22 protein-coding genes and 1 pseudogene are annotated in these 22,167 nt (G+C 53.3%); 17 read left to right on the top strand and 6 right to left on the bottom strand.

What is annotated here, in order from left to right; all coding sequences use genetic code 11:
- Positions 1-45: 45 nt before the first annotated feature.
- Positions 46-657 (top strand): hypothetical protein, encoded by a 612-nt coding sequence (locus tag JNJ77_00205; GenBank protein ID MBL8820980.1) that lies wholly within the window; start codon positions 46-48, stop codon positions 655-657.
- Here JNJ77_00205 and JNJ77_00200 read toward each other — a convergent pair.
- Positions 654-1,019 (bottom strand): cupin domain-containing protein, encoded by a 366-nt coding sequence (locus tag JNJ77_00200; protein ID MBL8820979.1) that lies wholly within the window; start codon positions 1,017-1,019, stop codon positions 654-656. The two genes, JNJ77_00205 and JNJ77_00200, sit on opposite strands and share 4 nt — an antisense overlap.
- A gap of 203 nt (positions 1,020-1,222) precedes the next feature.
- Between JNJ77_00200 and JNJ77_00195 the strand changes: the two genes are divergently transcribed.
- The 13 genes from JNJ77_00195 (at position 1,223) to JNJ77_00135 (ending at position 11,380) form a co-directional block, all read left to right on the top strand.
- Positions 1,223-2,008: a DeoR/GlpR transcriptional regulator gene (locus JNJ77_00195; GenBank protein MBL8820978.1), complete on the top strand. Its 786-nt coding sequence runs from the start codon at positions 1,223-1,225 to the stop codon at positions 2,006-2,008.
- The gene (locus tag JNJ77_00190; protein ID MBL8820977.1) at positions 2,005-2,706 is read left to right on the top strand and encodes a phosphate propanoyltransferase; all 702 of its coding nucleotides are present in this window, start codon (positions 2,005-2,007) and stop codon (positions 2,704-2,706) included. Before JNJ77_00195 ends, JNJ77_00190 begins: the two co-directional genes overlap by 4 nt.
- Positions 2,707-2,806: 100 nt before the next feature.
- Positions 2,807-3,094: a BMC domain-containing protein gene (locus JNJ77_00185; protein ID MBL8820976.1), complete on the top strand. Its 288-nt coding sequence runs from the start codon at positions 2,807-2,809 to the stop codon at positions 3,092-3,094.
- Between the two features lie 136 nt (positions 3,095-3,230).
- The gene (locus tag JNJ77_00180) at positions 3,231-3,530 is read left to right on the top strand and encodes a BMC domain-containing protein (GenBank protein ID MBL8820975.1); all 300 of its coding nucleotides are present in this window, start codon (positions 3,231-3,233) and stop codon (positions 3,528-3,530) included.
- 81 nt (positions 3,531-3,611) lie between these two features.
- Entirely contained in the window at positions 3,612-4,784 is a 1,173-nt protein-coding gene (locus JNJ77_00175) for an acetate/propionate family kinase (GenBank protein MBL8820974.1), read from the top strand.
- A 113-nt stretch (positions 4,785-4,897) separates the two neighbouring features.
- Positions 4,898-5,206 (top strand): EutN/CcmL family microcompartment protein, encoded by a 309-nt coding sequence (locus tag JNJ77_00170; protein MBL8820973.1) that lies wholly within the window; start codon positions 4,898-4,900, stop codon positions 5,204-5,206.
- Between the two features lie 132 nt (positions 5,207-5,338).
- The gene (locus JNJ77_00165; protein MBL8820972.1) at positions 5,339-6,763 is read left to right on the top strand and encodes an aldehyde dehydrogenase EutE; all 1,425 of its coding nucleotides are present in this window, start codon (positions 5,339-5,341) and stop codon (positions 6,761-6,763) included.
- A gap of 104 nt (positions 6,764-6,867) precedes the next feature.
- Positions 6,868-7,122 (top strand): EutN/CcmL family microcompartment protein, encoded by a 255-nt coding sequence (locus JNJ77_00160; GenBank protein ID MBL8820971.1) that lies wholly within the window; start codon positions 6,868-6,870, stop codon positions 7,120-7,122.
- Between the two features lie 122 nt (positions 7,123-7,244).
- Positions 7,245-7,544 carry a EutN/CcmL family microcompartment protein gene (locus JNJ77_00155; protein ID MBL8820970.1) on the top strand — a complete coding sequence of 100 codons (300 nt, stop codon included), beginning with the start codon at positions 7,245-7,247 and terminating at the stop codon, positions 7,542-7,544.
- A gap of 3 nt (positions 7,545-7,547) precedes the next feature.
- Complete coding sequence (locus JNJ77_00150; GenBank protein MBL8820969.1) at positions 7,548-8,447, top strand: class II aldolase/adducin family protein; 900 nt, start codon at positions 7,548-7,550, stop codon at positions 8,445-8,447.
- A gap of 128 nt (positions 8,448-8,575) precedes the next feature.
- Positions 8,576-9,856, top strand: coding sequence for a hypothetical protein (locus JNJ77_00145; protein ID MBL8820968.1), 1,281 nt, complete (start codon positions 8,576-8,578; stop codon positions 9,854-9,856).
- A gap of 80 nt (positions 9,857-9,936) precedes the next feature.
- Entirely contained in the window at positions 9,937-10,548 is a 612-nt protein-coding gene (locus JNJ77_00140) for a hypothetical protein (protein ID MBL8820967.1), read from the top strand.
- Between the two features lie 334 nt (positions 10,549-10,882).
- The gene (locus tag JNJ77_00135) at positions 10,883-11,380 is read left to right on the top strand and encodes a hypothetical protein (protein ID MBL8820966.1); all 498 of its coding nucleotides are present in this window, start codon (positions 10,883-10,885) and stop codon (positions 11,378-11,380) included.
- 1,562 nt (positions 11,381-12,942) lie between these two features.
- On the opposite strand, the gene JNJ77_00130 is transcribed toward JNJ77_00135, so the two are convergent.
- The 3 genes and pseudogenes from JNJ77_00130 to JNJ77_00120 form a co-directional block, all read right to left on the bottom strand.
- Positions 12,943-13,272, bottom strand: a complete 330-nt coding sequence (locus tag JNJ77_00130; GenBank protein MBL8820965.1) for a hypothetical protein — start codon at positions 13,270-13,272, stop codon at positions 12,943-12,945.
- Positions 13,260-14,551 (bottom strand): annotated as a pseudogene (locus tag JNJ77_00125) (sulfatase-like hydrolase/transferase). Before JNJ77_00125 ends, JNJ77_00130 begins: the two are co-directional and overlap by 13 nt.
- Positions 14,552-14,692: 141 nt before the next feature.
- Positions 14,693-14,866 (bottom strand): hypothetical protein, encoded by a 174-nt coding sequence (locus tag JNJ77_00120; GenBank protein ID MBL8820964.1) that lies wholly within the window; start codon positions 14,864-14,866, stop codon positions 14,693-14,695.
- A gap of 490 nt (positions 14,867-15,356) precedes the next feature.
- On the opposite strand from JNJ77_00120, the gene JNJ77_00115 reads away from it, so the two are divergent.
- The 3 genes from JNJ77_00115 (at position 15,357) to JNJ77_00105 (ending at position 17,596) form a co-directional block, all read left to right on the top strand.
- A complete protein-coding gene (locus tag JNJ77_00115; GenBank protein ID MBL8820963.1) occupies positions 15,357-17,138 on the top strand; it encodes a sulfatase-like hydrolase/transferase in 1,782 nt (593 codons plus the stop codon).
- Positions 17,139-17,176: 38 nt separating this feature from the next.
- A complete protein-coding gene (locus JNJ77_00110) occupies positions 17,177-17,314 on the top strand; it encodes a hypothetical protein (protein ID MBL8820962.1) in 138 nt (45 codons plus the stop codon).
- An 81-nt stretch (positions 17,315-17,395) separates the two neighbouring features.
- Positions 17,396-17,596: a transposase gene (locus JNJ77_00105; GenBank protein MBL8820961.1), complete on the top strand. Its 201-nt coding sequence runs from the start codon at positions 17,396-17,398 to the stop codon at positions 17,594-17,596.
- 104 nt (positions 17,597-17,700) lie between these two features.
- Here the strand turns inward: JNJ77_00105 and JNJ77_00100 are convergent, their stop codons facing one another.
- Positions 17,701-19,149, bottom strand: coding sequence for a DUF1501 domain-containing protein (locus tag JNJ77_00100; protein MBL8820960.1), 1,449 nt, complete (start codon positions 19,147-19,149; stop codon positions 17,701-17,703).
- 7 nt (positions 19,150-19,156) lie between these two features.
- Complete coding sequence (locus JNJ77_00095) at positions 19,157-21,934, bottom strand: DUF1553 domain-containing protein (GenBank protein ID MBL8820959.1); 2,778 nt, start codon at positions 21,932-21,934, stop codon at positions 19,157-19,159.
- Positions 21,935-22,167: the final 233 nt, after the last annotated feature.

The following is a 22,167-nucleotide window of genomic DNA, read 5'->3' as shown; positions in this document are numbered from 1 at the left end:
GAAATACTCTCAGCCGAAATACTGACAGATATTCTTGAACTCCCCATGCCTGCACTTCTGGCCATGATGAGTACGGGATTATTATTGGCTATCACCGGCTGGAAATGGCACCGATTCTGGCTGACCCTCTGTGTCAGCCTTATCGCTGGGCTGATTGGAATGCGGCAAGCTTCCGCTTGGGGTATCTCACAACCCGTTGTTTCAGGAGTGCTTCTTGCTGCAGCGGCTGGTTGTCTCGCGTTGTCACTTTCCCGCGTCGGACTCTTTCTAGCCTACGGCCTGGCATGCTGGTATACCATGAAAAGGCTGGCACCGCCTTATGCCATTCCTGCAATATGCATCTGTGCTGGGGGGTTGTTTAGCGCACTGTTCTATCGTTTTTGTGTTGTATTACTGACATCAGCTATCGGCTCAGTGGTTTTGTGTTACGGAGCCATTGCCTATGTCGAACAACAGAAATGGTATGCTGCTTTGAATTGGTTGAAAGATCAATCACTCGTAGCACACGCAGCCTTGGCTGGAGTTATTTTGCTGTCGCTCTTCATTCAGCTTGCTCTGTGTCGAAAATCGAAGAAGAAGAAATTAGCCGATTACACTGCTCATGAAATAGAAGCTGAACGACGTCTAGGATTTCCCATCCGAAATCGAGCAGCTTAGTGCCCCCTATGCACATCAATACCGGTAGTAGCGCTCGGCGGACTGAATAAGTCGAGAACCAATGTATCTTCGATAGCTTCCGCAGCATGAGGCACCTGCGAAGGCAGTTCCATCACCTGACCAGCTCTCACATCATATTGTGTAATTGTGTTATCAGAATGCTGTATGGAAAAACGCAACCAACCTTTCAGAATACAACTGAACTGCTCATTTTCATGTTGATGCATTGGAACCAGGCACCCTTTTTCCAATGAAATTTCTGAGATCATCATCTTCTCGCCAATGATTCTACGTCGGCTTAATTTCGCCATCGGTGAATCCTGGGACAGATTTTGCCAGCTGTGAACAAGTGCCTGCTTCATGATTACCTCCACGTCATGACCATAATACCGGCAAATCTTATATTGAAGCAAATGATTACCATGCCGTAACTTATGATTTACAACTGAAACATAATGTAAAATAATGATGGATTATGATAAATAATGATTGATTTTTACCATTTTCAACCGTAATATAGGCAACATACGGTTGATAACTGCATAGATTATCGTGGTAATTTAACGTGCTTGTCGAAGAAAGACGAAAGAAAGTGCTTGAATTGGTAAAAGACAGGGGGTTTGTAGCCCTGACTGACTTGGCCACCGAATTGCGCACTTCTGAATCTACTCTTCGACGTGACTTGGAATTCTGGGATCAGCAAGGGCAACTCAAGCGCACTCATGGCGGAGCCCGGCCCGCAGATACAACATCGCAAGACGGTTTGCCTGCACTTGAAGATCGCGTTGCAACTGCAGTGATTGAAAAAAGATTGATAGCCCAGGCAATGAACGAACGCATTGCCACAGGTTCATCCATCCTGCTGGATGGCGGTACTACTACTCTGGAATTAGCTAAACTGCTTGTTGGCCGTACTTTGCAGGTTGTTACCAACAGCTTGCCGATTGCTACATTGCTTTCACAATCACGAGAACCAGATGTAATTCTTCTGGGTGGGTTTGTCTATCCGCGTACCGGCGTAGCGCTTGGGCCTTCTACTGTTGAGCAGTTAAAGAACATCCATGTTACCCAGGCTATTCTCAGTTGCCATGGTGTGACTTCGCAAGGGTTGTTTAATCACAATTTTCTACTTGTTGAAACACAACGAGCCATGCTTCAAAGCGCTGAACAGACTTTTGTGCTGGCTGACCACACTAAACTGGGACGGACTGCATTAACACAACTATGCCCACTTTCGTCTATCTCGGCACTGGTTGTTGATGCCGGTATCACGGAAGATTCTCGAAGCTGGTTACAGCATTCAGGTGTGTCATTGGTTATTGCTGGTACCAACAGGGAGCAACGAGTATGAGTGCCACAATACCTGTGAAAGTACCAAACATTGCAGTGGATCGCCAACTTATTGAACGACTGGTGCGTTCTGCGTTGCAAAAACACGTCGGTTCGTCATCCGCTCCGGTGCCGGTGGAACCAGGCAAGCCACGCATTGTGGCCAACATCTCGGCCCGTCATGTCCATTTGACGCCAGCTCACGTCGAAGAACTCTTCGGTCCTGGTGCCAATCTGACTCCGATGAAAGATCTCTATCAGCCGGGTGCTTTCGCTGCGGAAGAAGTGGTGACCGTGATCGGTCCCCGCCAGCGAATGATTCCGAATGTACGTATCCTCGGCCCGTGCCGCGATTTCTCACAGGTTGAACTCGCTTTCACCGATTCCATTTCGCTCGGCATCGATGCCCCGGTACGCCCCTCCGGCAACCATCATGAAACGCCCGGCTGCTGGGTCATGGGTCCCAAGGGGATGATCGAACTTAAAGCTGGTGTGATTCGTGCAGAACGGCACGTCCACATGCACCCCAGCGATGCAGAATACTACGGCGTCAAGCAGGGCGATCGAATGAACATGAGGGTGGTGAGCAACTGCCCGATCGTTCTCGAGAACCTGCTCTGCCGCGTTGACAAGAACTCAAAGCTCGAAATCCACATTGACACCGACGAAGGCAATGCCTGCAACTTGCCCGAAGCGACGAAGGTGGAATTGTTCAAATAACCGTTGAGAGTTGAGTGTTGAGAGAGAATTAATCTACTCTCGGCGCCCTGCTCTTAACTCAAACCAGGACTTCATCTTTTTAACCACGGAGTTACTCCCCATGGCAGCAAACCTCGAGGCACTGGGCCTCATCGAGACCAAAGGATTGGTCTGCCTGATCGAAGCAAGCGATGCAATGCTGAAGGCAGCTAATGTCAAGCTGATCGGCTGGACCAAGATTGGTTCTGGCATGGTCACCGCTCTCGTCAGTGGTGATGTAGCTGCGGTTCGTGCTGCAGTGGATGCAGGCGTTTCCGCTGCTCAGCGCATTGGCGAAGTGGTCAGCTCGTCCGTGATTCCCCGTCCTCACGAGGAAATCGGCGTAGCACTGCCAGCCCAGAAGAAATAGTCGGCCTGGCGCGCTGTGCGTGCCTCGCCACATGATGTGCTCATCTCTTTGCAGCGATGAGCGAAACCAGACAAGTGACGAACTCCAGCGATAGTGAGGCACGCACAGCGTGCCCTACAATACAGGACTTAACTCAATGGCCGCGAATCCTACTCCGTCAGGTAACCTTGCTCTTGGGCTGATCGAAACCAAGGGCTACATCTCCACTGTCGCAGCATCCGATGCGATGCTGAAGGCAGCCAACGTTAATCTCGTCGCCCAGTTCCAGATCGGTAATGCCTTCATTACCACCCTGGTTCGTGGCGATGTCGGCAGCGTTCGTGCTGCTGTGGATGCCGGTGCACAGGCAGCCACCGCCAATGGCGAACTCGTCGCCGCCCACATCATCCCTCGCCCCAGCGAGTCGGTGATTGATTTCTTTGTGAACAACAAATAGCTTCAGCCGTCAGCTATCAGCCTTCAGCAAGATTGGTCTTGTTTGATGCTGACAGCTGAGAGCTGAAAGCTGAGAGCTACTATGCACATTCTCATCGCCAACCTGGGCAGCACCTCTTTCAAGTATCGCCTGTTTGACATGGCGAACGGGGAAGCGTTGTTGGCCAAGGGCGGGGTCGAACGGATCGGCTCAGACAAGGCTCGCAGCTACGCTACCACCGATAAAGGTAGTAGTGAGAAAGTCGACACGGTAGCTGATCATGCAGCTGCTGTCGAAGCGTGCCTGGCCTTGCTGTGTGATACCAAGATGGGCGTGCTGAAGGATGCGAAGGAACTCGCAGCCATCGGTTTCAAGGCGGTGCATGCAGAAGGACTGAGCGGAGTGCAACGGGTCACTCCCGAAGTGCTTGCAGCCATGGAAGCCTACAACGTCGTCTGTCCGGCACACAACCCGCCTTATGTGAAAGCGATGCGACTCCTCGCGGAGAAGTTGCCTCACATTCCGCTGGTGGCAGCGTTCGAGACAGGGTTCCATCAGACGATCCCGATGTCTCGTCAGCTTTATGCTATTCCCCAGGAATGGGTGAAGCTGGGCATCCGCCGCTATGGCTTTCACGGTGCCAGCCATCGCTTCATTGCAGAACGAACTGCAGAAGTGATCAGGAAACCCAAGGTGATCTCCTGTCATCTCGGTGGCAGCAGTTCGCTCTGTGCGATTGACAGTGGCAAGTCACTGGCAACGAGCATGGGCTTCAGCCCGCAGACGGGGTTGCCACAGAACAACCGCGTCGGCGATATCGACATCTTTACGTTGCCGATACTGCTGAAGAAGACGGGCAAGACGCTGGATGCATTGCTGGCAGACTTGGCGAACAAGTCAGGGCTGGAAGGATTGTCCGGTGCGGGCAACGATCTGCGAGACATCGAGATCGCGGCCCAGCAAGGGAATACCGATGCTCAGCTGGCGATGAATGTTTATGTCGAAGCGATTCGGCATTACCTCGGAGCGTACCTGGTCGTTCTCGGCGGAGCGGATGCCATCGTCTTCACCGGTGGCATTGGCGAGAACTCAGCAACGATGCGATCAGCCATCTGTGCCAACCTGCAATGGTTCGGCATCGAGCTGGATGCATCCAGAAATCAAAGTGCCAAAGGCGAGGCAGCTATTCACACTGTGAACAGCCGCGTTGAGCTTTGGACGATGCCCACGAATGAAGAGATCATCGTGGCGAGACAAACAGCCGCAGTGCTGTAGGGCACGTTGTGCGTGCCTCACATCGAGAGGTGCCCGTCACCTGTCGTGTGCTGCGAATCGAGACGAACATGAGATCAGGGGAGGCACGCACAGCGTGCCCTACGGGGCGAACCATGTTTCTTGCACGTGTTACCGGCAGTGTGATAGCGACGCAGAAGCTAGCGTCGATGACGGGGCAGAAGCTCTTCATCGTCGAGCCACTGCGGGTCGATCCCAAGAACCGGACCGAACTCTCCTCGTCGCAACGCAGCTTTGTGGCTGTCGATACCGTTGGGGCAGGGACTGGGCAACTGGTCCTCATCGTGCAAGGCTCCAGCGCCCGTATGTCACCTGAACTGGAAAAACTCCCCATCGATACGGCCATCGTTGGCATCGTCGATGAAGTGACCGTGGAAGGCAAACAGGTATTCAAAACCAATTAGCTGTCAGCTATCAGCTGTCAGCGGTCAGCTTCAAAATGGCATTGCCGAGTTGAAGCATGGATGACGAATCGAACCTTGAACCAAAGAGTGCTGTTGGCTGATAGCTGACAGCTGATAGCTGAGAGCTTTTACATGCAACTCAACGATGCACTCATCAAATCAGTCGTTCAGGAAGTGCTGGCAGCCATGGGCCAGAAGGTGGCTGCTGCTGCATCTTCTCCATCGAACCAGCATGGCGTCTTCCGTACTGTCGATGAGGCAGTAGAAGCTGCGGCGAAAGCACAGGTCATCTTCGAAACGCGACCTATCGAAGATCGTACCAAGGCACTCGACTGCATCCGCAAGATCTGTCGCGAACAAGCGGAAGAACTGGGCCGGATGGAGTTTGAAGAGACCAAAATAGGTCGACTCGAACACAAGTTTGAAAAGCTTCGTGTGGTAGCTGACCGCATCCCGGGAACAGAGTTCCTCAAGACGGATACTTACTCCGGTAGTATGGGGGTGGCTCTCATTGAATACGCACCGTTCGGTGTGATCGGTGCTGTCACTCCGGTGACTCACTCGCTGCCGACGCTCGCCTGCAATGCCATCAACATGCTGGCATCAGGGAACAGCGTCGTCATCAATCCACACCCCAGTGGTGCCAAGATTGCAGTACACGGCACTCGACTGTTCAACCAGGCCATCCAGAAAGCCATCGGCATCGATAACCTCATCAGCATCATCAGCGAACCGACGCTCGAATCAGCCCAGGCATTGTTCGATCACAAAGCTGTCCGCATGATCTGTGTGACCGGTGGACCTGCGGTAGGTAAAGCAGCACTGAAAAGCCCCAAGCGAGCGATCGTCGCTGGCCCCGGTAATCCACCAGTGGTAGTGGATGAAACGGCTGATCTCGAACATGCCGCCAAGTCGATCATTGCTGGTGCAGCCTATGACAACAATCTGCTCTGCATTGGCGAGAAGGAAGTCTTCGCTGTCGATGCCATCTTCGACAAGCTGATGAGTGCGATGGAGACTGCTGGTGCTTATCGACTCAATCGGGAAGAGATCGAAAAGCTCACGAAGGTAGCGTTCACCGGTTACGGCGGCGATGCCTTGCGAGTTGGGCTGAACAAAGACCTCATCGGCAAAGACGCCAGCGTCCTCGCCCAAGCCGCTGGTATCTCGATGAGGTCTTCTTCGGTGCTGCTCTTCGGCGAGACCGACGAGAGCAACCCGTTTGTCGATCACGAACAGATGATGCCTTTCGTGCCGTTCGTCCGGGTTCGCAATGTCGACCAGGCGATTGCCTTGGCCAAGAAGTACGAGCATGGCTACAAGCACACTGCCCTCATTCACTCAAAGAACCTCGACACCATCACCAAGATGGCCAAGGAACTCGATACCACGATATTCGTCGTCAACGGCCCCTGCGGTGCAGGCCTCGGCAACGGTGGCGAAGGCTACCTGAGCTACAGCATCGCCACCCCCACCGGGGAAGGTGTCACGACGCCGTTGACATTCACCAGGCAACGCCGCTTCACGATTGCGAACGGCGGAATGCGAATCATGTAGGCACGCTCTGCGTGCCTCACCAGGAGAGGTGCTTGTCACCTGTCGAAGTGTAAGCCAACGAGAAGAACACAATGCCATGGGAGGCACGCACAGCGTGCCCTACGATGCAACAAGCCAGAGTGGTCGGAACAGCAGTGAGCAGCACCAAGCACCCCAGTATGAAGGGGTGGAGGTTGCTCATCGTTCAACCACTGGGAATTAAAGGCCAGCACGATGGCGACCCGGCACTCGTGGTGGATCACCTCGGTGCAGGCATCGGCGATACCGTGCTCATCAGCAGCGATGGCAAAGGAGCCAGGCAGTTGATGAATGATCAAACCTCCCCGGTACGATGGTTCGTCATGGGGATTTGCGATTAGGTAGGGCACGCTGTGCGTGCCTCACCACGAGAGGTGTGCGTCACCTTTCGCTGTCTGTGAATGAGAAGAACACAAGATAAGGGAAGCACGCACAGCGTGCCCTACGGGAAAGGAGGGTAACCATGCGTCTGGCGAAAGTGATCGGAACCGTTTCGTTGTCACGCTGTCACCCTGCTTTCCAGGGGGCGACATGGAAGATCGTTCATCCCTTCAGCCTCGAAGGACTGCGAAAGAATCAACCCGATGGCGAAGAACTCGTCAGTTGGGATCAACTTGGTACCGGAATGGGAACCATTGTCGCCATCAGCGAAGGTGCTGAGGCTGCGATGCCATTCAAGCCCAGAAAGGTACCTCTCGATTGTTACTGTGCCTGCATTATCGATAGCTTGCAGCTATCCACTGACTCAAACTCAAGAAAGTAAGCCATGACTACGAGCGAACGTGAACTCCGTGAACTGATCTGTGAAGTCGGTCGCCGACTGTACAACAAGGGCTTTGCCGCGGCGAACGATGGGAACATCTCCATCCGTCTGAATGAGCGTGAGATCCTCTGTACCCCAACAGGTGTCAGCAAAGGCTTCATGAAGCCTGACGATCTCTGCGTGGTGGACTATCACGGCAAGCAACTGCGGGGCATCAAGAAGCGCACCAGCGAAATCCTGCTGCACCTGACCGCCTACCGCGAGAACAGCAAAGTGATGGGAGTTGTTCACTGTCATCCGCCGCATGCCACTGCGTTTGCCATCGCCCATGAGCCCATCCCCAAGTGCATTCTGCCTGAGGTGGAAGTGTTCCTCGGCGAAGTGCCCATTGCGGAGTACGAAACGCCTGGCACTCAGAAGTTTGCTGATACGATCAAGCCTTACGTCAATGATTCGAGCATCGCGATTCTCGCCAACCATGGCACCATCGCTTTCGCCAAGGATCTGATGACGGCTTACTTCAACACCGAAATCCTGGATGCCTACTGCAAGATGCTCATTCTCGCCAGGCAACTGGGCCGCATCAACTACTTCACCAATCAGCAAACACAAGAATTGCTCGAGTTCAAGAAGCGTCTGGGCATCGACGACCCCCGCCTCAAGGGCAAAGGCGAGAACTGCGACATGTGCAGCAACAACATGCTGCGAACCGGCTACAGCGATTTCCTTCCGTCGGCGTACGCCTTCCCCGAATGGGATAGCACCAAGTTGACGCAGGAAATGGTGAGCAAGGCTGAATGCGCCGTCCCCGCAACCGCTGCTGCTCCGAAAGCTCCACCGGAACTGGAACGCCTGGTGCAAGCCATCACTGATCAAGTCATGGCCGCGATGAAAGCAGCGTAGCGAGTTTTAGCCCCCGGCGAGTCGCCGGGGGGAGTTGGCGAAGTACTCAACATCATTTGCAACGGATGATTGCAACAACAGTAAAGCACTAGCGAGAACCACCCCCGGTCATTGACCGGGGGCTAACTATGCAAAAGACACTTGAGCAAAAGCTGGCCAACATACACGCCAACCCTTCGTCGGCGAAGGACTTCATCCTGGCTGATGCCAAGGATGCCGACATGGCGTTTGGTATTGGGGCGCCGGGGCTGTCGCCTGAACGGCATGATGGTGAGTTGAAGTACAAGACTCTCGCTGAGTATCGGGCCCAGATACGCGAGATATTGCAGCAGGGGTTGGTCGACATCATGTTGATGTCTGCCAGCACCAGCGAAGTGCTGGCATTGCAGGAGAAGTTGTTCGAGAATAGTCCGGTTACGCCTGCGGCTCGGGCTAATGATACGACTGATGTGCATGTACTGCGTGGTGGCAAGTATATTACCCAGGATGCGCTGCCTTTCAGTTCTGCAACGCTCGATCACATCCAGTGTGGCCACCTGAACTGTGCTCCAGCCGAGCGATTGCGGGGTGTGAATCTCGGGCTCTACAGTCTGACGTTCAATAACGATGCAACAGACGATCGAGCAAGGTTGGAAGAATACAAACGCTTCCGACTCGAAGCAGAAGCCAAGGGCTTCCGTCACTTCCTCGAAGTGTTCGATCCACACCCGGCTGATCGGGTACCTGCGGACAAGGTCGCAGGCTTTGTCAATGATGCCATCGCCCGTACGCTGGCTGGCGTGACGGGCAAAGGTCGGCCAGTCTTCCTCAAGATCGTTTACCACGGTCCGAAGGCGATGGAAGAACTGGTCGCCTACGATCCGCACCTCGTCGTCGGCATTCTCGGCGGCAGTGCAGGCACCACTTACGATGCCTTCAAGATGCTGGCTGAAGCGAAAAAGTACGGTGCACGGGCAGCCCTCTATGGCCGCAAGATCAACAGTGCCGAATGTCAGTTGGCCTTCGTCCGTCTGCTTCGCCACATCGCTGACGGCGACCTGACCGCTGAGGATGCAGTGAAGGCCTACCATGGCGTGCTGCAGAAGCTCAAGATCCAACCCAAACGAACGCTCGAAGAAGATATGCAATTGCAGACCAACGTGATGAGCTACGCAGGGAACGGAACGGTGATCAGTCTCCCCACTAGCCCCCGGTCAATGACCGGGGGAAGCCGTGCAACAGCTGTCAGTTCTCAGCCATCAGCTGTCAGCAAGACAGAGACCAAGAAGAACTGCAAGTGTGGTGGTGGATGCTGTGCCAGTAAGAAGGGTTACCCCACGCTTGCCAGTGGTGAGCCTGACTTTGCCAGGATGACGACTGCCCAGAAGGTGGCGTATCATGCGGAGCAGCGGAAGAAGATTTGGGGGTAAAAGCAGTTTTATCTTTATTTCTATTAGACAGCCCCCTTTTTACTTTGCTACCATGAAATGGTCCAGAAAAAGGTTTTCACATGCTCTATGTTGTGTTGATCATCCTTGGAGTACTTGCGGTTATCGCGTTGATTGCTTTGGTTGTGTTACGCAACACAAAATTTCCTAAGCAAGACCTCACTGTCAGGCATGCCATCTCTGAAGCGAAAGCCGCATTGCTTGACGGCAAAAATAAACCTCAAATCTTGCGAAGAATGAAAGACAAATCTGAGGTTCCGTTTAATCCTGTTGAAGAGAACAAATCCAGGATGGAAATTCCTGGCACTTTTCATTTGCACTGGCCCATGCTCGAAATTGGATACACTCTCAAAGATGGCAACGAGAAAATCATTTTGAGAATTGGTGATTACAAAGAACTCATTACACTCTTTTATGCAGATAGTGTGTTAGCTGCGGTCAAGAAAGATAAGGAAACGCTGGATACAGAAAATTTCGAAATGCGACATGCAGGAACTATTGCCGACCATCTTCGATCTTTCATTCGTTATCATTTGCGTTTCCCTGGTGGTTCACTGAAGGTTGAAAAATCAGCAGAGCCGACTTTTACTCCCGTTCTCGATCTCAATAAAGCTGGTGAAATCAAATTAAAAGGCAATGCACCACCAGAACGTATGCCAAACTACGAAGAGTAGTTAAGCTTCTCCGCTATTTCGATATTATTTCTATTTAGCATGAATTATAGTGGAGTTCGTTCGACTATACATTCTCTGCGGTCTGATAAAGACTTAAATGCTAAGAAATTCAGCTTTGCAAATCGCGAATCACATTGTAGCATCGGGAATTGCTCACTCCCGTTGCTGATCCCCCCTAAGCCAGAAGAGTGGTCATATAATGCTGAATCTGATTTTGTGGTCCTTGATTGTAGTGTGCCTCGTTGGAGTCATTGCGTTTCTTGTCATACGAACACGCAATAGAGCGAAGCCAGAGATTACCATTCGAAACGCCATCTGCCTTGCAAAAACAACCTTGCAAGACAAGAAAAACAAACCAAAAATTTATCGATGCTGCAAGATTAAAAAAACAGAAGATCTGATTGTAAGCACTGAACAGAAGAAACTGGCTACTGATCGCCCCGGCACCTTTCGATTTCGCTGGCCCCAGTTGGATTTGAAGTACATTCTCAAAGACAACACTGAGGAGATGAGGATTCATGTTACCGGCAACGAAAAAACGGCTACACTTTTCTTTATTGATGGCGCATTAGGTGGTATGTCCCTGGGTGATGAACGAATACACGACGAACACTTTGAAATGCGCCAGGCAGGAAATATTGCTGATCAACTGCGATGTCTGGTGCGTCATCAACTCAAACTGGAGGGTGGCAAAAGTGAAATCGAGAAACTGGATGAGCCTACGTTCGATCCCGTTCTAGATGTCAACGCCATGGGAGAAATAAAGCTAAAAGAAGTACCCGTAACCTGGAAGAAACCTAAATCAAAATCATCTGAAGAATTCTCGAATTAGGGAAAGAGCATCGTCTCCAACAGCAATAATTGTTATTGAGCACTTGCTTGAATTACTGTTCTTATCGAGTTTATTCCACGAGAACAGTTCACGACAAAACTGATCTAATCGATATTCTTTAGTGATTTCGAAGTCTCACCACCACCATCAGTAAAAGACCTTGACGATCTTGAAGGTTATGCCATGAAATACAATCGCAATCAAATTCAACTTCCCGGAACTGCATGAATCGTATCAATCACGATTCCGAAGATGAATACTGCTAACACATCAAGTTCTTCCAGCACGAAAGGAGACTTCAACCCATGGAATTACTGCTCAAGGCTACTGATCAAATTGCCCGCTTGGACGGGGTCGAATGTCGCATTTGGGAAGGAGTCACCGAACGAGGTCTGTTATGTAAAGTATTTGTACATCATCTGGCAGCATCAAACAGTACGGAATGCAATCTCATCGAACAGGAGATCCATGAATGCATGCCACCAGGCAGACATGTCCGATCGCGATAACCAGGAAAAAATGCTGCAGAAATGCTGACAGGAACTGTCAGTGTTTTATTTTTGAGCGGGAATTATTACGCCTCAGGAAGCTAACAACCTGTCAGGCCAAGGTAGTCCCGAGCGACGCCACAGTTTCTTAAGGAGTGAGTGGTTGCAGTTTGTTCTGTTTTCTCTTCGTAGTTTGACCATGTGAGAGTGGTCGTAAACCATTCAAGGAGTTCCATCAGTTTGAGAGTAATGGGGAGCTTGATCTCATTAGCACCAATTTTGCCCGCTGTAAACAGCCAATGACGAAGATCATGGCAATCGGCTGGAATTTGAGTCAGTCCTGTTTCGAATATGCTGATGAATAACTGTATAACTTCACTGCATTGTCTTGTCAAAATTTTTAGATTGAGCATTGATCATCACTGGTAATGGCAATCCATTGGAATAATCTTTGCCCCTATATGACCATCGTATTTCCCAACTGCCTTTGTTATCACGATAACTAGCCATGATGTTTTCTCCGCTATTCGCAACGAATAGCTATTGGGAAGAAAAATTCTGGCTGTCAGGTAAGTACCGTACTTTCCCTGAACAATACCTCATTAACGCAAACATCCCCCATAAGTCCCGATGTAGGGGGATTCATGGAGGATGATTGTGTCGTTAGGCGGGTCACTGAATGAACAGAGCTTTGTTCAGGCTCTAGATGTTTCAGTGGGCGTTACAGGACTCGAACCTGTGACCCCCAGCGTGTCGATTTGCCCTGAAGGACCGCGAAAACACGGTTAAAACCCATGATTTCCAGGCTGTTTTTGATTTTATGATTCGAAATCAGTGAGTTGCAAAAATTTGCAAAAACAAGCGGGAAAATGCAATCACGATTATCGATATCGGGAACTTTGCGAGAACTTTTTATGGACATATGATCAGTAATCAAAGTTCATTCGCTGTCGAGAAATCGGGAGTCATCATGCGATCATGGGCAATCAGAAACTGTGACAAGTACAGCTTGAGTAAAACTCCGAAAGCGCTTCGGTCGGACAACCGTGGGTCAAACCGCACTGGGCACATGGATTAGTCTTTATTGAGGTATTCATCAACCTTGTTTAAAGAGGTGCAAAACCTTGCAAAGGCAAAGAAACTGCCTGAACCGCTTAATGCTTTGTACGACGGGCGAGCTCGGAAAATGATTGAGGTATTCGATTTGACCAATGATCCGAGCGAGTTTGTCAACTTGGCAGGCAAGCCTGAAGCGGCTGAAGCCGAGAACACTTTGCGAGCCGCCTTGATGGAGTGGATGATTTTAGAACGTGACTTCCTCCCGCTACCCTTGTCGAGTTCCACCCCTAAAGCAAAGAAGTGATTTTGTGGCGGGTCCGAGAGGCCTGTGCCTATGGCTTCCATCGGGTATCCATGATCTTAGCCAACGCCGTCACCCGTTCCTGTTCCGACCTGGCAAGGTTCGTCTTCTCGGCCGGGTCAATTGTGATGTGGTACAGTTCAACCTCTGCTTTTGGTTCAACCGCTCGGTTCGGCACGATCAGCTTCCACTCACCTTCGATTATCCAGCGGAATCGCAGAGAACTGGCCGGCTTGTCGATATCCACGGCATCGTGGCTGTAGTCCTCACCAAAGATGGCGGTGCGGGCCTTCCGGGCATCGGCGTCCAGGAGGTTCAGTCCTTCAACTGCGGCGTCAGCCTTAATGCCGACTGCCGCCAGCAGCGTCGGGCGATGTCCAGCGAACTCGCCAGTTCCTCGACTTTGGCCGGCTTCACCTTGCCAGGCCATCGGACCATGATTGGGGTGCGATGACCGGCGTCGTAAGGCGACAGCTTTGAACGCACGAACTTGTTCGCGTTGGGGTCCTGTATCCAGCCGTTATCTGTCACGTAGACCACAATCGTGTTGTCCGCCAACTTCGTCTTGTCGAGGTGGGCGAGCAGTTGCCCGCAGGTGTCGTCGAACCATTCGACGTTGCCGGCGTACTTCCGTTCGAAATCTCTCTTACCCTTGTCCTTGAAATGGTTGAGGTATTTGGGAGGCGGGTTGTGCGGCTGGTGCGGTAGCATCGGGGCGTACCAGACGATAAACGGCTTGTTGTCCTTAGCGGCCTTATCCATGAAGTCGAACATCGGCTGCATCGTCTTCCGGCCGATGTCCAGCCCGGCATCACCGTGGCGGGCTCCCTTGGCAGGGTCGCCGTGGCTCATGCCTGCCGTAAATCCGCCGGTGGCGAAGTTTCCCTGCCACCACTTGCCCGTCTGGAAGCTCACGTACCCCTGCTGCGCCAACAACCGGGGCACTGTCGGCAGTTTTTCCATCTTGACCACCAGCCGTCGACGTGCCTCGGCGTACTCGGCGTCGTTGGCTAGCTCCTTCGCCGTCTTGCCCCGCTTGGGAGGATCGTTGTTGCAGATCTGTGTGTTGTGTGGCGACAGGCCAGTGAGGATTGATGCCAGGCTGGGGCAGCACACGCTCGTGACGGAATAGCCGCGGTGAAAGACAAGACTTTCCTCTGCCAGCTTGTCGAGATGAGGCGTGCGCATGTAAGGATGGCCCATGAACCCGTAGTCGGTCCAGCCCTGATCGTCTGAGACGATCAGCACGATGTTCGGTTTCTGTTGGGCCGAAAGTGTTCCGATGGCAAGAATAACCGATAGCACAACCAGGGCGTAACGCATTTGAACCCTCAGGAACTTGGAAATTCAATCACTCGATCACCCGCTCCGCGCGGAACAGTCAGCCGCCGTGGTCGGGGAGGTAATTTCGCTGTTACTGCTCCCTCTATCATTCATTGATGATATGCAAAATTGGTAATGAGATCACCGGGAGCCAGGGGGCAGATGATCGATTAGATATCGTGTCAATAACATTCGCAGGTGTACCGGTGTGCCCTTGCCCTCGCGCAAGCCGTGGTCGCGGTTCGGGTAAGCCATGTAGTCGAATTTCTTGCCCAGCTCGATCAGTCGATCCACCAGGCTTTCCGTGATTTGCAGGTGCGTGTTCGTTTCACCAGTGCCGTGGACCGTGCAGGATCAAAAATACGATGGCCAAAGCAGCCAAGAATGTAAGATGCATTGTAATCTTCATGCCAGTGGTCTTTTCTATGTTCGCATCAAGTCGATGTTGCTTGTCCTTTTGTTTTACTGATCCACATTGCGGGGACTCTGCCAAGGCTGGCTCATTGTTTCGATGAGGGAGAGATGTTTTGGATAGAGACTGTTCTTGAAATGCGGTTTGATATTAGCCGGAATGTTCTAGAGAAAGTGCAACACGATCGCTATTGTACATGTCCAGCAAGATCGCTCTTAGTTGCGTTAGGGCAACAAATTCAGTAGGCTGGCGGGGTGCGCTGAGAAGCGGACTTATTTTTCCTTGAACTCGACCAGTTTTATGGAACCAGTCTAAGAGAGAACGACCCATAGGTTTTGCCACAGATCGTCCTGGTAGGCGACGACCTACACGACGTGGTCGTACTCGGCTTGAATGTTCTGGTTTGCGGAGTGGGATCGGAGCAAAGGCAATACTTCACAACCGGAGATTTCTGTGAGTTTCAAACCTGTTTTCGTAGTAGTCATACTGCTCCTGTCCGTGTGTACTCAAGTTGAAGCTGAAGCACCAATACCGAACGTGGTCGTCTTCCTTGTGGACGACATGGGCTGGCAGGAAACCTCCGTCCCGTTTCACACGGAAGTGACTGAGCTGAACAAACGGTATCGCACGCCGAACATGGAACGGCTCGCCGCCGACGGGATGAGGTTCACCCAGGCATATGCCTCCGCCGTGTGCTCGCCGTCGAGGGTCAGCATCCTGTCGGGAATGAACGTTGCCCGCCACCGTGTGACCAACTGGACGCTGCGAAAGGATCGTTCCCCGGATCAGCCCAGCAAGTTCGTCGAGCCTCCCCAGTGGCACCTGAACGGCGTGGCTACCAAGGCGAACCTCGAGCGTACGACTCGCATCACGCCACTGCCTGCCCTCCTGAACGCCGCGGGGTATCGAACCATCCACGCAGGCAAGGCTCATTTCGGAGCCAAAGGTACACCAGGCGAAGATCCCATGCATTTCGGATTCGACGTGAACATCGCAGGGCACGCGGCTGGAGGACCGGGTAGCTACTGGGGAGAGAAGAACTTCAGCGCTGCTTGGCGGAAGGAAGATCGCATCTGGGATGTGCCAGGTTTGGAAGCCTATCACGGCAAAGAGGTCTATTTGACCGAAGCCATCACTCTGGAAGCGATTAAGGCCGTTGAAAAGGCCGTCATGGAGAAGAAGCCGTTCTACCTCTACTTATCACATTACGCCGTTCACGCCCCGTGGGAGAAAGATGCCCGCTTCTACCAGAAGTATATCGATGCCGGGTTGAAGCCGTTCGAGGCGACACTCGCGTCCATGGTCGAGGGAATGGATAAGTCGCTTGGCGACGTAATGGAAGCAGTCAAACGGCTCCATGTGGACCAGAATACTGTCATTCTGTTCCTTTCTGACAACGGGTCGCCGTCTCAGTGTCCACATAACCTGCCATTGCGAGGGCACAAGATCACGCCTTTCGAGGGCGGCATTCGCGTACCATTGATCGCCAAGTGGCCCAGAGTGACGGAGGCTAACTCGGTGAACACCAATCCGGTTGTCGTGGAAGACTTCTTCCCGACGATCTTGGAAATGGCGGGCGTGACAAAGCTAGAGACGGTGCAACAGGTGGACGGCAAGAGCTTCGTACCACTCTTGAAAGGCAATGGGAACACCCCGCCAGACCGGGCGTTCGTGTGGCACTATCCACATCAGTATGGCTGCACGCCGTTTAGCGCCGTTCGGCAAGGGCCGTGGAAGCTGATCTACCACCACATCACGCGCAAGCAGGAACTGTTCAACCTGAACGATGACATTGGCGAGACGACTGACCTCGCGGCGTCCAAACCAGACAAGGTGGTCGAATTGGCAAAGGTACTGGGTGAACGTCTGCGGGTGATGGATGCCCAGATGCCGACCGACAAGGAAACCAGACAGCCAATCGAATGGCCCGACCGTGTGACGCGGAAAGCAAAGGTCGCCAAGCCGGCGGAGGTGTACCTGCTCGCCGGCCAGTCGAACATGCAGGGAATCGGCAGAATCGCGGATCATCCTGCCGACGTGCCGAAGACCATTCCGCACACATTCTTCTGGACTGGCCAGAATTTCGAGCCGCTTGTGTTGGGCACGACGAAAATCTCGACGCGGATCACTGACTTCGGCCCGGAAGTTGGCTTCGCCCTCGGCACCGCGAAGTGATGACTGCGTGTGATTCAGCCTCCGGTAAACCGGCGGCGATGATGAACACTACGATGATATCCACCGACGGCTTTTCCCTCATGCCCGACACCGTCCACTACAACGCCGCTGGTCAACTCAAACTCGGAAAGGCGTTCGCGGCGGCGATGGCCAAATATCAGCTTGTAATCCCTTAGATAACTACTTGCGTAGGCTGTGAAAGAGCTACCAACGCGAAGCTGCGAGAACAGTGTTTGAATCAGAACTGGTTCTAGTCGCTGGCTGATGCCCAGAATCGTGTCGAGACCTGGCGACTGGACTACAACAATCATCGACCGCACAGCGCTCTCGGGCAGCGGTCGCCGATCGAGTTCGCGCGGTTTTCACTGGGGGGGGCCCCCAGTGAAAACCCTGTTTCCCTAACTTCCTGCTTGGACCTAAGACGGGGTTCAGCTCAAACACCAGAGGTACTAATCTAGTCTCAGGCACAAATACAAGGGGAAGATCAATGATTTCGGGAATCACCATCTGCGAATCCACTGCGAGACGTTTTTCCGCGAAATGCCATCGCTACTGGTGAATCCTAGAGCAGCATCTCCCTGATCACATGTCCCTCGACATTGGTCAATCGGCGTCGCACCCCATTGTGTTCGAACGTCAGTCTTTCATGATCCAGGCCGAGCAGATGCAGGATCGTGGCGTTGAAATCATACAGGGGGTGAATGTCCTGTACAGCTCGCTGGCCGATCTCATCAGTCACACCGTGGCTGATACCCGGCTTGATGCCTGCCCCGGTCATCCAGCAGGTGAAACCATCCGGGTTGTGGTCGCGGCCCTTGGCCCCTTTCTGGAAGAACGGCATCCGGCCAAACTCGGTACACCACACGACGAGGGTATCAGCCAGCAGCCCGCGCTGTTTCAAATCCTGAATCAGCGCTGCAGCAGGCTGATCGAGAATGGCGGCATGCTTGTCGTACTGTTCCTTGAGTTTGTTGTGCCCATCCCAGTTCAGGTCGCCTCCACTGGCATAAGCACCGTTGAAGAGCTGAACAAAGCGAACGCCCTTTTCAATAAGTCGGCGGGCCAGGATGCAGTTGCGGGCAAACGCAGCCTTGGTCGGATTGGTCGAATCGTCAGCTCCGTACAGCTTCATTACATGGGCCGGCTCCTGGGAAAGATCATAAAGCTCGGGAACACTGAGCTGCATGCGCGCCGCCAGCTCATAGCTGGCAATCCGGGCCGCCAGCCGGCTATCGCCCGGGTTCTTCTCGAGATGCCGCTCATTCATGCGATCCAGCAGCTTCCGGGTGGCACGGTCCACTTCGGTCGAAACTCCGTTCGGCGGCGACAGGTGGCGAATCTTCTCAGTAGCGCTGAATGGCGTGCCCTGGAAATCCGCAGGAAGAAAGCCCGGCCCCCAGTTGTTTGATCCCGCCTGCGGAACGCCTCGTGGATCGGGGATCGCCACGAAGGCGGGCAGATTCTGGTTCTCACTTCCAAGCGCGTAGGTCACCCACGAACCAACGCTGGGGAATCCATCCAGCACGAAACCGGTGGAGAGGAAATTCTCCGCGGGGCCGTGCGTATTGCTCTTGCTGGTCAGCGAATGGACAAACGCGATATCATCGGTCAGCTCAGCAAGATGCGGAATCAGCTCCGAAACCCACTTCCCCGTCTTGCCCCGTTGTCGAAACTCATATTGTGGGCGCGCCAGGTTGCCCGCCGGCCCCTGAAACGTGACTGCAGGGCCACCAGCCAGCGGAGTGCCGTCCCGTTTGATCAGCTCAGGTTTGTAGTCCCACGTCTCCAGTTGACTGACCGCCCCGGCACAGAAAATCATCACCACCCGTTTTGCTTTCGCCGGGAAGTGCGTAGCACGCGGCGCATAGGGTTTACCCGGATCGATCACCGGGTCCTGCGCTGCCAGCATTCCCTCGTGACCCAGCAGACTGGTCAACGCAATCGCCCCCAGCGCCGTGGAACTCTGGCCCAGGAAGCGCCGGCGATCAAAAAAGTTCGAATAGGGATTCATGCGTTACCTAGGGGAGGTAAAGAAATTCGTTGCAATTGAATAAGGCCCGACATAGCACAGGCAGCCCATAGTCGCTGACCACCTTGCTGGCGTCAGCAATCTCATCGGCGGAAGCATCCCGGCCCAGTGCCAGCAGATAAGCATGGCGGATGGAAGCAGTACGATTCGTTCCTGCCTCCCGTTCAATACGCTCAGCAAACGTTTTTGCTGCATCGAAGGTAAATGAACTATTGAAGAGGTTGAGCACTTGCAGTGGCGTTGTCGATTCCCGTCGGCGGGCAGTGCTTTGACCATAGTCAGGGCAATCGAACGCCCCAAACACGCCATCCCGCTCCCGTCGGACCCGGTGAGCATAGATCATGCGCCGCCGGCTTTGCTTGGTCAGCGTTTCAATGGGCTTGAACCCGGTCAGCCCGCCTCGCTTGTCGAACAAGTCAAAGCCCCGTCCACCCATTTGCAGGTTCAATTGTCCGCTGACAAACAGCATCGAATCACGTACCGCTTCTGCTTCAAGCCGGCGTGAAGGAAACCGCCAGAGTAGTCGATCATCCGCATCTTTTGCCTGTGCACTGGCGTTGATCCGGCTGCCTTGTCGGTAAGTGGCCGACAGAACAATCAGGCGATGAATGTGCTTCATGGACCAACCATTTCGGATGAACTCATTCGCCAGCCAGTCCAGTAATTCCGGATGCGTTGGCTTGGCACCATTCCACCCGAAATCACTGGGCGTATCGACCAGCCCGGTTCCGAAATGGCCCTGCCACAGGCGATTAACGATCACCCGGGCTGTCAACGGATTCTCCGGGCTGGCTATCCACTCAGCCAGTGCCAGGCGGCGCTGCTGTTCGCTCGCATCCTTCGCCAGGTTCGTTTTGCCGAAAACTTCAGGAATGGCGGTTGAGACCTCATCCTTAGGTTGTTCCGGGTCGCCACGTGAAAGCAGCCGGATGACATCCGGCTTGCGAAACAGGCCGGCAAACGCCACCAGGGCGACGTTCGATTGCTTCACTTTCCGTTCGAGAACTTTCCGTTGTGCCAGAAGCTTCGTGGATTCCTGCTTTTCATCCTTGCTCAGCCCATCTGTGGAAAACGTCTGGGCACTCCCATTGCTGGCATCGAAGATCACGCGATCACTCGAGTCAGCTACCACCATCCACTTATCGTCTCTAATGGATACTTCGATGACATAGTTTGTCGCCAGCCGGTCGGTGAACTTGCCTTCACGGTCACGGGACCAGACCACTCGGTCGATCATCTGCTCCTCAGTGAATTCGAGTGTGATCCAGCCCGTGGTGCGATCTGCCATCCAGCTGCGGGAGTTGCCATATACCCCGTCGTTGACAAAACGCAATTCATGGCGGTCCGCCACCGTCGTACTTCCCGAGGCGGTGGGCTTCGTGCCGGCGCTGACCAGAGCGACATTCTTTCCTTTGCTGTCAAACACTTCCAGTTCATCAATGCATGGCTCAAGGTTGTTGGTCGCGTGGATGGTCAGACGAAGACGCTTTGCCTTGACCGGAGTGAACCGTTCAACATTCATGCGGGCATTCAGCATGGGCCGCTTGACACCGGAACGAGCCAGCGGTACCAGGCGTGCCAGTTGCTGATCGATCTCAGCGATCGCAGCATTCGCCTCGGCAATGGCTTTCCTCGCCGCTACTGCTTCCAGGGTCTGCAGCGGACGGTCCTCATACTCCACCCCGGCGACAAACCCCTGCATCGCATAATAATCACGCTGGCTGATCGGATCGAACTTGTGATCATGGCAGCGGGCACAACCGATACTCAGACCTAGGAAGGTTTGTCCCACGTTGATTACGATTTCATCGATCGCATCCTGCCGGGCTAGTCGTTTCGATGGCTCATCCGCCCCGATCTGGCCGGGTAGCAGCACCGAGGAGGTCACCAGGAACCCCGTCGCGGCATCCTTCCCCATCGCATCGCCGACAAGCTGCTCCTTAACAAAGCGATCGTACGGCGTGTCCTTATTGATCGCGTCGATGACGTAATCACGGTACGGCCAGGCATTGGGTCGCTCGGTATTCACTTCGTAGCCATGCGTATCAGCATAACGCACCACATCGAGCCAGTGCTGGGCCCAGCGTTCGCCATAGCGGGGTGATCGCAGCAGTTCATCCACAACTCGTTCGTAAGCATCCGGACGTTGATCATTGACAAATGCTTGCACCTGATCAGGTGTCGGAGGTAACCCGGTGAGATCGAACGTCACCCGCCGCAGCCAGGTCGCACGATCAGCGGTTGCACTGGGGGCAAGGCCTTCTTTCTCTAACCGTGCCAGGATAAATCGATCGATGCCGTTACGCGGCCAGGCTTCTTGGGCCGGCCTGGGTACCTCGGGCGTGCTCAATCGTTGAAACGACCAGTGATTCCGTTTGTTCTCCAGCTTTAGTCGATCAACTCCTGCCGGCCACTTAGCCCCTGAATTAATCCATGCCGAGAGCGCCTTGATTTCCTTCTCCGTCAATCGCTCGCCTTTGGGCGGCATCACCAGGTCTTTGTTCTTTCCGGTGACCAGGTGGATCATCGGACTCTCATCAGCCTTGCCCGGAATGATCGCGGGTTGAAAGGTGTTGCCCCCTTTGATCGCCTCGGACTTCACATCCAGTCGAAATCCCGATCGTTGCTTCGCCGCACCATGACAGTGGATGCAGTGCTTGTCAAAGATGGGTCGAACGTCACGGACAAAATCAATGGGATCATCTGTATACGCGCTACAACAGAGGTTCAGCAGAGCCGCGATGACAAGGCTTGAGGTCAACTTCATGGATCGTTCCAATGGCAGCATCTTTCGAGGCAGGCATTGAGTCACTAGACGGGCACTGAATCAGTCATTGATAATATACCAGGATATTCATCGTATCCACTCTCAAGTTGCTACGCGTTCCACACTTGGCGGAAAGTTCAACATTGGCTCCCCAAAGTATTACATCCATGCTTATGATAAAACTTGGCAAAAGTATGTGAACAAATGATGGTGCGCTACTGACCTTATCTCAG

This window comes from Planctomycetia bacterium (assembly GCA_016795155.1).
Lineage (GTDB): Bacteria > Planctomycetota > Planctomycetia > Gemmatales > HRBIN36 > JAEUIE01.
The sequence above is the reverse complement of the archived record's forward strand: the minus strand, read 5'-3'. Positions and strand labels throughout refer to the sequence as shown.